Raw genomic sequence first — 16020 nt, forward strand, 5'->3', positions numbered from 1 at the left:
CGCTGTCGAGCGGCTCGGCGAAGGACTCACTCGGTCTCCCCTCCCCGGATGGCGCGTCGAAGATCGGTGAGCGACCCCACCGTCAGAACGGTCAAGGAACCGAGACTGCGCCGGCCCGGCACTGTGTCGGGGTCACACTGCACCGCAATGACCTCGACGGAGGCAGGAAACGCTGCGGCGGCCGTGCGCAGGCGACGCGGTGCGACCGTGGAGCCGACCACGAGGAACGCGACCGATACGCCCGGCACCGCATCGCAGGCGAGACGCGCGACGTCGACGACGCCGAGAGCCGCGGGCCCGTGTTCGACGACGGCGAGCTCATCCAGCAGGCGGTTGGGGGTGAGCGTCGGCAGCGGCCGCACGGCGACGACGGCCCGCTTCGCGAATTCGGGAGTGATCTCGCTGACGAGAACGTCGACATCGCGGGCGTCGCGAATGGCGCGCGCGCCCAGGCTCGCCGCCGCACTCACGCCGAGCTCGAACTCAGCATCGGAACCGAAGTCGACACTCGCAATGCTCAGTGCGAGCAGCATCCGACTGCGACGGGTTTCCTCGAACTGCCGCACCATGAAGGTGCCGGTTTTCGCCGACGACTTCCAGTGGATGTGGCGGCGATCGTCTCCGGGAACGTATTCGCGCAGCGCATGAAACGCCAGATCGCTCACGGTCAGGTCTCGGGTCGGCTGGCCCTCGAGATCGCGCACGAGACCACTCGACGTCGACGGCACGTCGATGGTGCGCGGGTGGATGATGAACTCGGCCGCATCGGCCCAGTGGTACTCGCGACGCACGAGCCCCACGGGATCAGCCCGAACGGTCTTCACCGGCCCCACCGTCAGGCGGCCACGACGATCGGTCGGGAGGGCGACGGACAGCTCGACCCGATCGCCCGGGCCAATGCCGGGAACCGCGATGGGGACGATGCGCTCGCCGACGGGCAGGTCGACGACCGTCCCGAACGAGCGCCGCGAGGTGGGGTTCGTCACGACCAGCCGGGCGTGCGCCTGGTCACCGACGGCGACCCGAACCGGCGGCGGAACGAGCTGGAAGTGCAGTCGGATCCTGCCCACCAGGTAGGCGACGGCGACGAGCGTGAGCGCCACGCCGACGGCACCGGCGAGGACGAGTTCCGTCCAGCCCCAGAGATACCCCGCCCCGAGCGACAGAGGCGCGACGGCGATGACGACCCAGCCGAGGGGGGTCACCACGGAGGAGGCGGCGCGGCCTAAACGCGAGGCGACACGGCCGATTACGCGACCGGCGCGCACGACAGTGACCAGAGCATCCGCCGACCACCCCGTCCGCTCGCCGACGAGCCGGGTGCGCGCGGTGGTAACCGTTGACCCCCCGGAGGAGCCGGTGACCTCCCGCGTGACGGTCGACCGCGGTGATGACCCGTCTGTCACACGGCGACCCGGTCGCTCGGCGGGGCGGTCTCCACGACGACCTGAGCGATAACGGACGCCTGCGTGACGCCATCGAATTCGGCCTCGGGGTCGAGAACGAGTCGGTGCGCAAGCACCGGTTCGGCGAGCGACTTCACGTCGTCGGGAATGACGTAGTGGCGTCCGTCGAGGGCCGCGAACGTCTTCGCGCACCGCACGAGCGCCAGGGCACCGCGGACGCTCGCCCCGAGCCGGACATCGGCATGCGCGCGGGTCGCCTCCACGAGACGCGCCACGTAGTCACCGATCACCGGATCGACATGAACCGTGCGCGCCGCATCGATCATGGTGCGCACGGTGTCGAGGTCGATGACCGGCTCGAGCACCGTGGCGCGCGGCCCCGACGCTCCCGCGAGGATCCTTACGGTCGACGCGTGATCGGGGTAGCCGATCGCCGTGCGGATGAGGAAGCGGTCGAGCTGCGCTTCCGGCAGACGGTAGGTGCCGGCCTGTTCGATCGGGTTCTGGGTGGCAATGACCAGGAAGGGCGCGTCGACCGGGTGAGTCGTTCCGTCGATCGTGACGTGCCCCTCCTCCATTACCTCAAGCAACGCCGACTGTGTTTTCGGGCTAGCCCGGTTGATCTCATCGGCCAGGACGACGGTCGCGAACACCGGGCCGGGGTGAAAGGAGAACTCGCCACTGCGTTGGTCGTAGACCGTGATGCCCGTGATGTCGCCCGGCAGCAGGTCGGGAGTGAACTGCACACGCTGCGTCGTGCCTCGAATGCTCTCAGCCAGCGCCCGCGCGAGGGAGGTCTTCCCCGTCCCCGGCACGTCTTCGAGCAGCAGGTGCCCCTCGCTCAACATCGCGGTGAGTCCGAGGCGCACGACGTATGACTTGCCGAGGAGCACCGATTCGACGTTCGTTACGATCCGCTCGGCGAGGCCGGAAAACCACTGCGCCTGCTCGGGGGTCATCGTCATGGCGAAGTCCTTCGTCGGTGTCGGTGCTCGGTCACGGTCGGTAGATCCGGACGAAGCTCGTGCCCCCCACGCTAACGGTGACCTCGAGCCGAGGGTCGGAGGACGGGGGCGCGGCGATCTCACACGATCCCGATTCGATCGACAGCGGCTCATCGTCGGGCTGAGCCCGACAGAGATACTCGACGCCCGTGTACGCGGGACGGTTCGCCTCATCGATCGGAGTCCAGGTGATCGTTGCGGTGCGCTCGGGCGCAGGGCCGTCCGTGATGACGAACGTCGGCTGAACGTCGATCAGAACGGCGACCGGAATGGAGAAGGTGCTCGACCATGGGCCACAGTTGAGGGCGCCTACGTCTCGGCACACGCGAACATCCACGCCGAGCTGGCGGCCGTAGTGGCGCGTGCCATCCTGTGGCGTAACGGGCAACGTTGCTGGCGTCGATGGTGCCGTGCTCACGCCGTCACCGACGTAGCGGTACTGCACGAACGGAATCGGCTCCCCCGGAGCGTTTGTCGTCACCGCCGTGATCCTCGTCTCCCACCGGCCCGGGGCGAGTTCTACCCCGCCCGCCGTCGTGATCGCCGTCACGCGACCGGGCTGGGCGACGGTCCTCGCGGTCGTCTCCGGACTCCAGGTGCATCCCTGGCCGTTGTGCGCGTAGACAACCACACGGTATGTGCGATCGCCCGCGAGTCCCGAGATCGTGTGCTGCGTGACATCACCGGCGACGCGGGTCGTGCCTGCCGGCGGCGACAACGTCGGCGACCCCTCCTCGACCCCCGTCACCTCGCAATTGGGAGGCGCCTCGCCGCCGTCCGTGTGCCACACGTAGAAGCGGTCGATGGGACGACCGTTCGACCCGAAGGCGCCAGCCCAGTCGACGCGCACTGTCTGACCATCAGCGGGGCTCGCGGGGTTGCCTGACTGCTCGGCGCTCGGCGTGGCCAGACTGAGTGGCGCGCCCGCCGGCGTGCCGGAGGTCTCCGCGCTGTTCCAGTTGGTCAGCGGTCCGAACGCCTCGTTTCGCGCGCTCACCGTGATCGTGTAGCTCGTGCCGTTCTGCAGAGCTCCGGTGTCCACCACGTTCAGCCAGTACGGCGTACCGACCGGGTCCCCCGCCGACACCGTGACCTCGCGCGTCACCGGCCCCACCGTCACGATGTAACGGCGAATAGGAGACGCCGAGGCGGGCTGATCGGGTTTCGTCCATCCCACCCGCATCCCGCGGTCCAGCGGCGACCGCGTCAGGGTGTCGGGGGCAGGCGGCACGAGGTCCGACCACACGGGATCGGGAAGGGAGGTTGGCGCACTCGGGCCCTGCGCGTTGACGGCGGACACCGCGATGCGGACGCGGTTGTCCGGCCCGTTGCCCGGCGTCGGCACGGTGCAGGGCGAGGCCGAACAGGGCACGGTGGCCGTCACCGCGCCGTCCGCGACGCGAGTGACGACGGCGTCGAAGCGTTGGATCGGCGCGTTGTTAGAGCCGCCGGGTTGCCAGGCGAGCACGAGGGAGCGGTCGGCGAACTCCTGCACCCGGAGCCCCGTCACCGGGTCGGGCACGTCTTGCACGGAGATTCGCACACTCCCCCAGACGTACCGCTCGGGGTCATCGGTGGCGTCGGCGACCTGGTATTCGAGCACGGTGTCGCCGGGTGATGCCGTCGATGCGACCGTCACCTGCAAGCGCTGACCATCAGCGCTCGGCTGGATGGTGACTCCCGCGGGTATGCGCGCGTTGTCGAGCCCGCGAATGTCGACAACCCGCAGCGGCACGGACGGGAACGGATTCGTCGCCGCATCGTTGGCGAGCACGTCAACCGTGGTCGTCTGGCCGCGCGGGGCAATGGCAGAGTCGTCAGCGGGCCTGGCGAGCGGTCGGGTCGACGGAACGACGAGCACATCGATCCGCCCGGGGGTACCGTCGGCCGCGGCGTCCCGGACCCCCACCGCCGCGCCGAGCCGCGTTCCGCGGGGCACACCCGGTGCGACGCTGACGATCGCGCGCTGCCCGGCGATGTCGATGGTGAGGCCCTCGGGCAGCGACTGCGTCAGCCGGTACTCGAGTTCGTCGAGATCGTCGGGGTACGGGTACGAGGTGACGCGAACGAGATCGAGTTCACGGCTACCGCCCGGCTCCAGCTCGATCGTCGCGCCGACCAGCACCGGCGGCTGGTTCTCGCGGGGCGCCACCTCGATGGGCAAGACGATCGTCGCGACGCGCCCGTCGGGATCGGTCGGCGACACGCCGTCTGTGACCTCGAACGACAGGGACGCCGGACCGAAGTACAGGTCGCTCGAGCGGAATCGCAGCGTCTGCGAATCGACGACCAGCGACGAGCCGTCGGAGTTCGATGCGCGCACCGTTGCGATGTCGGTCAGCTGCACCTGTCGCCCGCCAACCGCGATCACGTAATCGTTGATCGGAATCGTGATGGCCTGCTCACTCACCACGCGGATGCGCGGCGCGCGACGATCGAGCTGCGGCAGCGCGTCGGCCGTTCCTGGCACCCAGATGAACGCGGTCCCGGTCACGGAGGGGTCCGCCGGGTGTACGAGGGAGAACGGGATGATCTGGCGCCGCTCCCCCACGGCGACGCGAATACGCCGGTCGGGCAGCACCGTGCCCGCCTGTTCGAAGCCCGGGACCATGCGCACGCCGAGCGCGCCCACGTCGCCCTCGGCGAAGAACGCGCGCGCCAGCACGTCGACGTCCACGGTCTCGCGATCGAGGATGTCCGAGAGCGACAGCACCACGTCGCGGGCTGTCGGAGCCAGCAACGGCGCGTCGGCAACGACATTGACGGTGACGAACGCCTGCGACGCTCCCCCGAACTCGTTTTCGATGGTGTAGATCGCGCCGTACGATCCGACCGCCGAGGGGGGGACGAGCCGCACGTAGCGACCGTCGACGATCTCGGCCGTCGTGCGGGGATCGGTCACGTCAGCGGACACGACGCGCAGCACACTGCCGTCTGGGTCGGAATCGTTCTCGAGCACCGGCACGAGTACGCTGCCGCCCGGACGAACCGTGACCTGATCGTCGTTGGCAACGGGGTTGCGTGCACCCTCCAGTCGCGGGCTGATGCCCACCCGGATGGTGCCGGATGCCCGCGCGCCCAGGGAGTCGACGACGGTGTAGCGGAACTCATCCGTGCCGGCCGCGTATTCACCGGCCTGGTAATCGAAGAAGTCGATGCCGGAGTCGACGACGAGGCCGCGCGAGGGCGCGGTCTCCTGGCCGACCACTTGCACCGAGTCGCCATCCGGGTCCATGTCACCAACCGGCACGCGGATCCGAACGGTCTCGCCGGCGATGACTCTCGCCGTGATCGTTCGCGGCACCGGCGGGGCGTTCGTCGCCTCATCGACCTCGCGCACGCTGATGCGCACGGTCGCCTGCGCGCGCTCGATTCCGAGCGGACCGAGCACCTCGTACACGGCGGTGAAGTCGCCCGGGCGGTCGGGCGCGAGGTACCGCAGTCGGTCGCCGCTCACGAACAGCAATCCGTCGTCGCCCTCGAGCCCGCGAACGAGTTCGGGGTTCAGGGTGATCGGCTCGTCATCGGGGTGTTCGTCGTTGTCGAGCACGGGGATCGTTACGGCGTCTCCCACTCGAACCGTCACGGAGTCGTCGTTGGCGATCGGGGGCTGCAGCGTCTCGGGGCGCGGAATCTCCATGACCGTGATCGTGCCGACCGCGTCCGCAAAGCCGTTGGAGACCCGGTAGGAGACGTCCACGGGGCTACCGAGCGGGCGAGTGAGTGAGTGAGATGCGCACGTCGCGTTGGTCGATCACCTCGGCGCGGATGCCGCTGCCGCTCGGCACGTCGGTGACCCCGGTGACGACGAGCACCCCGCCAGCCGGGTCGATGTCGGTCGTGGCGACCGCGACGGTGGCACTGCTGAGCGATCGCACGTAGGCGGTTTTCGGCACCGTGATCGGCACAGCGAGTTCGGGCGGTGCCGAGACGTCCACCCGAACGAGCCCTGTCGCCGTCTGGTCACCGTCGCTGACGACGTATTCGACGTAGTGGGTGCGCACTTCGTCTGATGAGAAGCGGAAGAATCCGCGTTCGAGCCGCGGCGTGATCACGGCACCGGCGCGCTCGGGCACCGACACAAGTCGAATGACGCCGCTGCCGCCGCGGACCGAGCGCAGCGGCTCGATGCGCACCTCCTGGCCGGCGAACGCCTGCACCGCGAACGGCTCGGCGATGATCGGAACCTGGCCGGCGGGTCGGACCGTCACCGCCAGTTCGCCGTCGCCGGCGAGGGCGCCGTCGGACACCCGCAACTGGACGGAGCGCAATTCACCCACGCCCCCACGCTCGGCAAACGTCACGCGTCCGTCGGGTCGCGATGCGACCTGATCGGGGGATGCGACGCTCACCTCCTCGAGGAAGATCGGGTCACCGTCGGGGTCGACCCACTCGCCGAGGACGTTCGCCGACACGCGTCCCCCCTCGGCGACCGTCGTGCGGGCGGGCCGAACCTGGAAGGGGGCACCGTTTTCGAACGGCTGCCGCACCGTGACGACGACGGTCGCGGAGTCCGAGCCTCCACGCCCATCGGTGATCGTGTACCCGAAACTGAGGACGCCCGACGCATCGGGCGGCAGCGTCAGCTGCACTTTCTGCGCGCTGTCGACGATGTCGAGGCGCCCAAGCGACGCATCCAATTCGGTGACCTCGCTGATCACGAGGACGTCGCCGTTCGGATCGCTGTCGTTGAGCAGCACGGGAAGGACCGTCGAGCGCCCGGGCCGGGCACCGAATTCGTCATCGACCGCGACGGGCGGTTGCTGCACGCGCTCGGTCTCGGGTGGCACGTCCAGCGCGTCCACCACTTCGTCGCGCTCGTCCTGCTCCTGCGCGAGCAGGTCGTCCCAATTGTCGATGAGAGCTCCGGTACCGAGCACGTCCCAGACCGCCCCTGAGGCACGATCGTTCAGTACGACCCGCGTGTCGCGGACGACGAACTCCAGCGTGTCCGTGGGCACGAGACCTGTGAGCGACACGGAGGGCGGGTTCGCGCAGGAGCGCCACGCGGAGGCATCCGCCCAGGCGATGATCGTGCATCCGTCGATCACGACCGGCGCGACGGGAGCACCGGCCCGGTCGCTTACGATCGTGCGCAGCTCGCCGGTCGCCGACACGGCGACGGCGCCGGAGCTCGTCGCCACGACCAACTCGGTCGCGGTGTCGCTCGGTTGCGCGAGCGCGACATCACCCTCGCCGACGACCGCGGAGAGATCGATGGGTTCGCCGTCTCGCCACAGCGTGCGGGTTTCCGGCTCGTAGGCCCACCACGTGCCCGCCGCAATCGTGAGCTCAAGGTCGCTCGCGTCGGTCGCCGGGACCTCCCAGGTCTCCGCCACCCGGTCGAGCCGGTCGGGCGCCAAGCGGTGAATTTCGCCCGTGGAGGGCGCGGCGACGAGCACACCGAACATCTCGGTCGCGGCCACCCGTGACCCTGGGCCGAACGACAGCGGCGCGGCCCGTGTCGTGTCGAAGTCGTCGAACAGCACCCACGGGACCGTCCACAGCTCGCCCGTCACGCTCGTGTGGACGACGACGGTCTCCCCGACGAACTGCACGTCGGCGTCGGTCGGCGGCAACGGAACCGAGTAGTCGATCTGCGCGCGGGCAACATCGAGCACGTCGGCGGAGGCGTTCTGCTGGTCGATCACGACAACGTCGGCGCCGTAGTGGCGCACGCGGAGGTCGGCGCCCTCCGTTTCCACGAGAGCGTCGAGTGCGCCGATCTGCACGTTGGCGCGCGCGACCGCTTGCCGCTCGCCGCTCGTCACCCAGAGAGCGCCGTCGTTCAGGTCGGCACGCTGCGCTTCAAAACCGTCGTACAGAATGGCGACGGTCGACACGACGGCGGCGATCAGGGTTCCGCTGACGGCGCTCAGCCACGCGGACCGTCGGCGTGACGCACGCCGAGTCGCAGCGGCCAGAACCATCGCTTATGCCCCCTCGGTCTGGATGCACTGCTCGGCACTCGCGGGACCGATGCGACCCTCGCGCGCGACTCGGACGATGATGCAGACGCGCTGGCCGGGTTCCGCCACGACCGCGAACTCGGGAGTGCGCTGCAGAGCGGGCGTGCCGTCGTCGACGCGCACGTGGTAACTGTCACCCGCGGTGAGGCCCGGGTCATCCCACATGAAGGTCACTTCGGAGCCGTCGGCCTCTGCACGAACATCGGTCACGCGCGGGAGGGAACCGTCTTCGTTCTGCACGGCGAGCCACGTCGCTGTCGCGCCCAGTCCCACCACGACCAGGGCGATCACGATGAGTGCTGTCGCGATGAGGTTCGATCGCCGCGAGCTCGTGCTGCGACGGCGGGTATCGGTGCCGGCTTCGGCCGAGGCCACCGTCTGATCGGGCTCGATCGGGCGCCGACGGCGACGGCGAGACTTCCCCGATGTCGGCGTGCGGAAAGACGCCGCCCGCACGACCGTCTGCTCTCCCGTGTCGCCGCTGATGGCGCGGGCCCAGTCGTCGACCGCGATGTCGGCATGGGTCGGCGCCAGTCCGAGTTCGGCCTCGATGCGCTGCAGGTCGCGGACGAGCTCGAGCGCACTCTGCTGACGTTTGGCGGGGTCTTTGCTCATGCCGCGGCGCAGCACCGCCTCGAGAGACGCCGGAACGTCATCGCGCCCGATGGCGGGCAGGCGGGCGCGGGTGATGCGGGCGATGAGGTCCCGCGTCTCGTTCGCGCCACCGGGTTCCTCGAACGGGGATCGGCCGGCGATGAGCGAATAGAGGGTTGCGGACAGCGACCAGATCTCGCTGGCGATCGTTCCGGTGGTCTCATCCAGCAGGACCTCCGGCGCGGACCAGGGCACAGACATCCCGACGGTCTCCCCCACATCCGGCGCGGCCCCGAGACTCGCGGCGATTCCGAAGTCGCTGAGAACGGGGTGCCCGAACAGCGTCGTCAAGATGTTGGACGGCTTGATGTCTCGGTGCAGCACACCGCTTTGATGGGCGGTCTCGATGGCGCTGCCGATCTGCACGCCGATCCGCACCGCCTCGGCGACCGGGATGCGCTCCGTGCGGAACCGGTCAGCCAACTGCGCGCTGCACAGCTCCATGACGAGATAGGGCCGCCCATCCGCCGAGATGCTCGCCTGGTACACCGTGAGGATCCCCGGGTGCGACGACAGCTGGGCCATCAGATTCGCCTCGACCTGGAACATGCGGCGCACGCTCTCGGTGACGACGTCGGCAAGCATGACCTTCACGGCCACCTGGCGCCTCGGCATGTTCTGCTCGTAGAGAAAGACGTCGGCAAAGCCACCGGTACCGAGCAGGCGCACGTGCGTGAACCCGGGCAGGATCGGAGGCACTGATGGCCGACGGAGCACCACGAGACCCCCCTCCCGGTGTGATTGCGATAAGTGTAGGAGGTCCGCTCAGTTCGCGGCGGCAGGGGCGCGTACCACGTCGATCACGATTAACGTGATGTTGTCGCGACCGCCCTGCGCGAGAGCCGCATCCAGCAGTGCGTTGGCCGTCTCGCGAGCGCTCAGGCGGGCGGCCAAATGCAGACGCAACCGCTCGTGCGGGACTTCCTTGGTCAGACCGTCGGAGCACAGCAGCAGGCGCATCCCGGTTTCCAGGGAGAGGTCGACGAAGTCGATGTCGGGCTCCAGCGAGAAGCCCACGGCGCGCGTGATGACGTTCGCCTCGGGGTGCGCCTCGGCGTCCTCCGCGGCGATGTCGCCGGCAGCCACGAGCTCTTGCACCAGCGAGTGGTCGACCGTCACCTGACGGAGCTCATTGCCCGTGAACGCGTACACCCGCGAGTCGCCGACATTGAACACGGTGAGACGAGCGCCCGCCTCGTCGGCCGTCAGAGCCACGCCCGTCACGGTCGTGCCGATTCCGCGCTCTTCTTCGTCGAGATCGTGGATGTCCCAGGTGGCCCGGTGGAGGGCATCCGCGATCTCGTCGCGGCCCACAAAGTCGCCCGTCCCCGCTGCCTGCAGACGCCGAACCACCGCGTCGCTCGCACGGTCGCCGTGCAGGTGGCCGCCCATCCCGTCGGCGACGGCGAAGAGCGGCACGTCGGCGAGGTAGCTGTCTTCATTGTGGGCGCGCCGGTAGCCCACGTGTGTGACGCCGTGCCAGGCAAGCTCAATGGCGCCCGAACGCTGGGGAAGCCCCACGATGTGGCGCACGGTGCTGCGGCCGATGGCGGTCACGACGACTCCTCGTGGGCGGGCGGGTAGGGGCGGAACTCGAGCACAATGCCGTCGCCGAGGTCGACGGCAGTGTCGGGCAGGACGGCACACGCCTCGCCCGGCCGGAGCCTTCGGGCAGGCCCAGTCGCCCAGTGTACGTGCAGGCCGTTGGTCGACCCGAGGTCGGTCACCACGAGGGTCTGGCCGAGCTGCTCGATACGCGCGTGCGTCGACGAAATGCCGGCGCGGTCGGCGGGCACCACCAGTCGGCGGGGGTCGGCCCCGGTGGGCACACGAGACCCGCCGGGAGCGCGCCCGATGATGACCGGGCGGTCAAGGGGCACGACCGTGGTCGTGCCGCGCACCGCGAGCATCCATCGAGGGGTATCGGAAGCGGGAGCCTCGTCGCTGGCGTCGTCGTCCTCGACGTGGCGCACTGCCCGGACGCCCGGCAGCGACCGCAGCACATCGTCGACCGCCACGCTGATCGGACGCTCGGCCGTGGCCTCGGACGGTTCGACAAGGCGGATGATCGTGTCGTCGATATCGCGCCTCTCGCGGTTGTCAGAGTCGTCGGCGCGCACCCCGCCACGCTACCCCGAGATCATTCCTCGCCGAGATAACTCATGACGTGCTTGATGCGCGTGTAGTCCTCGAAGCCGTAGTGCGAGAGGTCCTTGCCGTAGCCGGAGTGCTTGAAGCCGCCGTGCGGCATGTCGCTCACGAAGGGGATGTGGGTGTTGATCCACACACATCCGAAGTCGAGATCGCGGCTGAAACGCATCGCCCTCGCGTGATGGTCGGTCCAGACGGACGCGGCGAGGGCGTACCGCACACCGTTCGCCAGCGCGAGTGCCTCCTCCTCGGTGCGGAAGGTCTGAACCGTGAGGACGGGTCCGAAAATCTCCTCCTGCACCGCTTCGTCGTCTTGTCGCATGCCGGTCACGATCGTCGCCTCGAAGAAGTAGCCGCGGTCGCCCTGACGTGCACCGCCGGTCACGATCTCCGCGTGAGCGGGTAGGCGCTCGATCACGCCCGAAACGCGGGCAAGCTGGTCGACGTTGTTGAGGGCGCCGTACAGGATTCCGTCCTCGTGCGGCGCGCCAGTTCGGGCATGCGAGCGCGCCCGAGAGACGAGCGCCGCCACGACGTCGTCGTGGACCGACTCGTGCACGATGACCCGCGTCGCGGCCGTGCAGTCCTGTCCCGCATTGAAGTAGGCGGCGAGGACGAGACCCTCCGCGACCTTCTCGGGGTCGGCGTCGGGGAACACGATGGCCGGCGCCTTCCCGCCGAGCTCGAGATGCACGCGCTTCAGGTCGTCGGCGGCGGCACGAGCAACCTGCATGCCCGCGCGGACGGAGCCGGTTATGGCGACCATCTGCGGCGTCGCGTGCTGCAGGAGCTCTGCGCCCGTCGAGCGGTCGCCGGTGACGACGTTGAGAACCCCTGCCGGAAGGTGCTCGGCGGCGAGTCGGCCGAGCAGCAACGTCGACTGCGGCGTCGTGTCGGACGGCTTCAGGACGACGGTGTTCCCTGCCGCGATCGCCGGAGCGATCTTCCACACCGCCATGTTGAGCGGGTAGTTCCAGGGCGTGACCTGCCCGATGACGCCGACGGGCTCCCTCCTAATGAATGACGTGTGCCCGGCGAGATACTCTCCGGCGGAACGCCCATCGAGATCGCGCGCGGCGCCGGCGAAAAAGCGCAGCTGATCAACGGACTGATCGATCTCGTCGGCCACCAGAGAGGCGCGCGGCTTTCCGGTGTCTTGCGACTCCAGGTCGGCGAACTCGTCGGCGTGAGCCTCCATGGCATCGGCGAGGCGGAACAGTGCGAGCTGACGTTCGGCGGGAGTGGTGCGGCCCCACGAGGCGAAGGCGCGATCCGCGGCGGCATAGGCGCGATCGATCTCCTCTGCTGTCGTGATGGGAGCGTGCGCGTACACCTCCTCGGTCGCCGGGTCGATGAGGGCGATGGCGTCGCTGGCGGCGCTCTCGACCTCGGTTCCGTCGATGATGGGGCGCAGAATCGTCTCACTCATGGGGCCACGATAGCGGCGCTCACGGCACGAATCCAGAGTCTGACAACGGATTCCGTCGCAATTATCCCCATGGTGATGCGGAATCGCTTGCCAAAGCCTGCTTGCGCTGTCAGAATCAGGAGCATGTCCGCACGCCCGAAACCGGTACAGCTCGACGAGGTGTCGAAAGCCATCGTCGAACAGCTGCAGACCGACGGTCGACGCTCATACGCCGAGATCGGCAAGGCCGTTGGCCTCAGTGAGGCAGCCGTCCGCCAACGCGTGCAGAAACTCACCGACGCCGGCGTCATGCAGGTCGTCGCCGTGACTGACCCAATGCAGCTGGGCTTCTATCGACAGGCCATGATCGGCATCCGGGTGACCGGCGACACGACGGCGGTCGCAGAAACTCTCGCGAGCATCCCGGCCGTCGACTACGTCGTGCTAACCGCCGGCAGCTTCGACATCCTCGCCGAAGTGGTGTGCGAGAACGACGATGACCTGATCAGCCTGCTCAACACGCGCATCCGCGGCATCGAGGGCGTGGCGAGTACCGAGACATTTGTGTATCTACGACTGCAGAAGCAGTTCTACAACTGGGGAACGAGATGAGCATTTTCACGCGCAGTAAGAAGAAGGCCCACAAGGTCGAGACCACGCGCCACGACGAGCACAGCGTGGTTGCCGACGGGGCCCTCGACGGTGCCATGGCCGCGAGCGAGCACGCTGAGTTGCAGCGTAAGGCGAAGGACCATTTGTGGATGCACTTCGCGCGCCAGTCGGGAATGGAGGCCGGCAACGGCGTCCCCATCATCGTGCGCGGCGAGGGTCACCACGTCTTCGACGCGGAGGGCAAGAAGTACATCGATGGCCTCTCTGGACTGTTCGTCGTGCAGGTCGGTCACGGCCGTGAGCGTCTCGCCGAGGCCGCACGCAAGCAGGCGGAAGAGCTCGCGTTCTTCCCCCTGTGGTCATACGCCCACCCGGCCGCGATTGAGCTCGCCGACAAGCTGGCCGACTACGCGCCCGGTGACCTGAACCGCGTGTTCTTCACCACCGGCGGCGGCGAAGCCGTCGAGTCGGCCTGGAAGCTCGCCAAGCAGTACTTCAAGCTGACCGGCAAGCCCATGAAGCACAAGGTCATCTCGCGGGCGGTCGCTTACCACGGCACGCCGCAGGGCGCCCTCGCGATCACCGGCATCCCCGGCATGAAGGAGATGTTCGAGCCGCTGACGCCCGGCGGATTCCGCGTTCCCAACACGAACTACTACCGCGCCGAAGAAATGGGGTTCCACGGCTCGCTGGAAGAGTTTGGGCAGTGGGCTGCGAACCGTATCGAAGAGGCGATCCTCTTTGAGGGCCCTGACACCGTGGCCGCTGTGTTCCTTGAGCCGGTGCAGAACTCGGGCGGCTGCTTCCCGCCGCCCCCCGGCTACTTCCAGCGCGTCCGCGAGATCTGCGACAAGTACGACGTGCTGCTCGTCAGCGATGAGGTCATCTGTGCGTACGGTCGCATCGGCGAAATGTTCGCCTGCACCGCCCTCGGCTACGTTCCCGACATCATCACGAGCGCGAAGGGCCTCACGAGTGGCTACTCACCGCTCGGCGCGATGATCGTCAGCGATCGCCTGTACGAGCCGTTCAAGCACGGCCAAACCGCGTTCTACCACGGCTACACCTTCGCCGGTCACCCGGTCTCGGCGGCCGTCGCTCTCGAGAACATCGCGATCATGGAGGAAGAGAACATCCTCGAGAACGTGCGCGAGAACTCCCCGAAGTTCCGAGCCGCGCTCGAGCGCCTGAAGGACCTGCCGATCGTCGGTGACGTCCGCGGTGAGGGCTACTTCTTCGGTATCGAGCTCGTCAAGAACAAGGAGACGCGCGAAACCTTCAACGAGGACGAGTCGGAGCGACTGCTGCGCGGTTTCCTCTCGAAAGCGCTGTTCGACGCCGGACTCTACTGCCGTGCGGATGATCGCGGAGACCCCGTGATTCAGCTCGCGCCGCCGCTCACCATCGGCCCGAAGGAGTTCGACGAGATCGAGGCGATTCTGCGTGCGGTTCTGACCGAGGCATCCAACCGCCTGTAATCGACACCGTTCGGTCGGGTCGCGCGCGACGATAGCGGCGACCCGACCCCCTGTCTACCCCGCGCGGCGCGCCTGGGAATCCGCCATACTCGGCACATGACGACGACGGTTGCGCCCCCGCCTCCCCCGGCGACCCGGCGACGGGCCCGCGCGCTCAACCCCGCCGACGTTCTCGTTCTCGCCAGCCTCATCGCGGTGAACGCCCTGATCGCCATGTTCGGCTCCGCCGTGTCGCGCCCGCACATCAACGGCTGGTATGCCGAGGTCGCGCCCCCGATATGGGTGCCCCCCAACTGGGTTTTCGGTGTCGTGTGGTCGGCGCTGTATCTGAGCATCTCCATCGCTGCGTGGCTGGTGTGGCGTGAGCGTCGACGGCGGCGGGTGACGATCGCGCTGACGGCCTACGTCATTCAGATGGTGCTCAACTGCCTGTGGTCACCCGTGTTCTTCGCCCTGTATCCGGCCATCGGATCGCTCGCCACCTGGCTTGCCCTCGGTATTCACATGGCGTTGCTGTTGTCTCTCGTCGTGATGACCAGCGAGTTCTGGCAAGTCCGACGCACAGCAAGCATCCTCACGGCACCGTACGCACTCTGGGTGATTTACGCCGCCTCCATCACCGTGGCCTACGCGGTGATCCTGCCCTAGAGAGCGTGTCAACGATCGTGATCGCCCGCCGTCCCTGAGGGGGGATTCGGCTCGTCGTGAGTTGACGCGCAGAAGACGTGGAGGCTCGACTTCTACGCTCAACGCGTGATTGAGCAGGGACCCCGCGGCGCGACGCGCGCGACGAACGCGACCGCCGTGCGCGGGGAGTCGCGTCCGACGCGGGCGCGTTCCATCGCGACGCTGCTCACGTTCCTCATCATCGGCGCAACGGTCGCGCTGACCGGCGCCCTCGTCGCGGGCCATGCGGTGGCCGGCTGGTACGCATCGGCCGACAAACCGATGTGGACCCCCGCCGATGACGCGTTCGCCCCGGTGCTCGGCCTCAGCCACGGCCTGATGGCAGTCGGAGCGTGGCTTGTCTGGCTGACTCCCGAATCCGAGGAGCGATCGGCAGCATTGACGGTTTACGTCCTTCAGCTTGCGCTGGGCGCCATCTGGGCTCCCGCATTCTTCGGACTCGGCGGTGTTGTCGGCGCTGCAGGGCCGTGGGCCGCGCTCATCGTGATCGTGCTGACCGCGATCGTCCTCTTGGCCACCCTGTTCCGCTTCTGGGAACTGAGCCGCGGTGGGGCCCTGCTTCTGATCCCCGCATTTGGTTGGGTGCTGTACGCCATGACATTAAACGCGGCCGTTGCCGTGCTGGCGCTCTAGTGTCGACTCGCGCGTTAC

General features: G+C 68.3%; 12 protein-coding genes. 4 read left to right on the plus strand and 8 right to left on the minus strand.

Annotated elements, in window-relative coordinates:
* Positions 1–26 precede the first annotated feature (26 nt).
* The 8 genes from EV140_RS09005 to EV140_RS09040 are packed head-to-tail and all read right to left on the minus strand — an operon-like array spanning position 27 to position 12613.
* Entirely contained in the window at positions 27–1406 is a 1380-nt protein-coding gene (locus EV140_RS09005; RefSeq protein WP_130283173.1) for a DUF58 domain-containing protein, read from the minus strand.
* On the minus strand, positions 1403–2371 hold the full coding sequence (locus EV140_RS09010; protein ID WP_130283175.1) for an AAA family ATPase: 969 nt from the start codon (positions 2369–2371) through the stop codon (positions 1403–1405). The genes EV140_RS09005 and EV140_RS09010 overlap by 4 nt, the downstream gene beginning before the upstream one ends.
* Positions 2372–2402: 31 nt before the next feature.
* On the minus strand, positions 2403–6110 hold the full coding sequence (locus EV140_RS09015; RefSeq protein WP_130283177.1) for an Ig-like domain-containing protein: 3708 nt from the start codon (positions 6108–6110) through the stop codon (positions 2403–2405).
* 4 nt (positions 6111–6114) lie between these two features.
* Positions 6115–8340: an Ig-like domain-containing protein gene (locus EV140_RS09020; protein ID WP_130283178.1), complete on the minus strand. Its 2226-nt coding sequence runs from the start codon at positions 8338–8340 to the stop codon at positions 6115–6117.
* Between the two features lie 3 nt (positions 8341–8343).
* Positions 8344–9753 (minus strand): serine/threonine-protein kinase, encoded by a 1410-nt coding sequence (locus EV140_RS09025; protein ID WP_130283180.1) that lies wholly within the window; start codon positions 9751–9753, stop codon positions 8344–8346.
* Between the two features lie 45 nt (positions 9754–9798).
* Positions 9799–10590: a PP2C family protein-serine/threonine phosphatase gene (locus tag EV140_RS09030; protein WP_130283182.1), complete on the minus strand. Its 792-nt coding sequence runs from the start codon at positions 10588–10590 to the stop codon at positions 9799–9801.
* Complete coding sequence (locus EV140_RS09035; RefSeq protein ID WP_130283184.1) at positions 10587–11153, minus strand: FHA domain-containing protein; 567 nt, start codon at positions 11151–11153, stop codon at positions 10587–10589. Before EV140_RS09035 ends, EV140_RS09030 begins: the two co-directional genes overlap by 4 nt.
* 20 nt (positions 11154–11173) lie before the next feature.
* Positions 11174–12613: a gamma-aminobutyraldehyde dehydrogenase gene (locus tag EV140_RS09040; protein ID WP_130283186.1), complete on the minus strand. Its 1440-nt coding sequence runs from the start codon at positions 12611–12613 to the stop codon at positions 11174–11176.
* A 123-nt stretch (positions 12614–12736) separates the two neighbouring features.
* Between EV140_RS09040 and EV140_RS09045 the strand changes: the two genes are divergently transcribed.
* From EV140_RS09045 to EV140_RS09060, 4 genes are all read left to right on the plus strand, one after another.
* Positions 12737–13204 carry an Lrp/AsnC family transcriptional regulator gene (locus tag EV140_RS09045; protein ID WP_096422039.1) on the plus strand — a complete coding sequence of 156 codons (468 nt, stop codon included), beginning with the start codon at positions 12737–12739 and terminating at the stop codon, positions 13202–13204.
* A gap of 95 nt (positions 13205–13299) precedes the next feature.
* On the plus strand, positions 13300–14682 hold the full coding sequence (locus tag EV140_RS09050) for an aspartate aminotransferase family protein (protein WP_130283538.1): 1383 nt from the start codon (positions 13300–13302) through the stop codon (positions 14680–14682).
* Between the two features lie 96 nt (positions 14683–14778).
* Positions 14779–15330, plus strand: coding sequence for a TspO/MBR family protein (locus tag EV140_RS09055; RefSeq protein ID WP_130283188.1), 552 nt, complete (start codon positions 14779–14781; stop codon positions 15328–15330).
* Between the two features lie 105 nt (positions 15331–15435).
* Positions 15436–16002 carry a TspO/MBR family protein gene (locus tag EV140_RS09060; RefSeq protein ID WP_130283190.1) on the plus strand — a complete coding sequence of 189 codons (567 nt, stop codon included), beginning with the start codon at positions 15436–15438 and terminating at the stop codon, positions 16000–16002.
* Positions 16003–16020 lie beyond the last annotated feature (18 nt).

Origin of the sequence: Microcella alkaliphila (assembly GCF_004216855.1) — a bacterium.
Classification (GTDB): Bacteria; Actinomycetota; Actinomycetes; order Actinomycetales; family Microbacteriaceae; genus Microcella; species Microcella alkaliphila.

Coding starts and splice junctions, on each gene's coding strand:
- EV140_RS09010 (WP_130283175.1), bottom strand. CDS start 2,371: ATGACGATGACCCCCGAGCAGGCGCAGTGGTTTTCCGGCCTCGCCGAG.
- EV140_RS09020 (WP_130283178.1), bottom strand. CDS start 8,340: ATGGTTCTGGCCGCTGCGACTCGGCGTGCGTCACGCCGACGGTCCGCG.
- EV140_RS09040 (WP_130283186.1), bottom strand. CDS start 12,613: ATGAGTGAGACGATTCTGCGCCCCATCATCGACGGAACCGAGGTCGAG.
- EV140_RS09045 (WP_096422039.1), top strand. CDS start 12,737: ATGTCCGCACGCCCGAAACCGGTACAGCTCGACGAGGTGTCGAAAGCC.
- EV140_RS09050 (WP_130283538.1), top strand. CDS start 13,300: ATGGCCGCGAGCGAGCACGCTGAGTTGCAGCGTAAGGCGAAGGACCAT.
- EV140_RS09055 (WP_130283188.1), top strand. CDS start 14,779: ATGACGACGACGGTTGCGCCCCCGCCTCCCCCGGCGACCCGGCGACGG.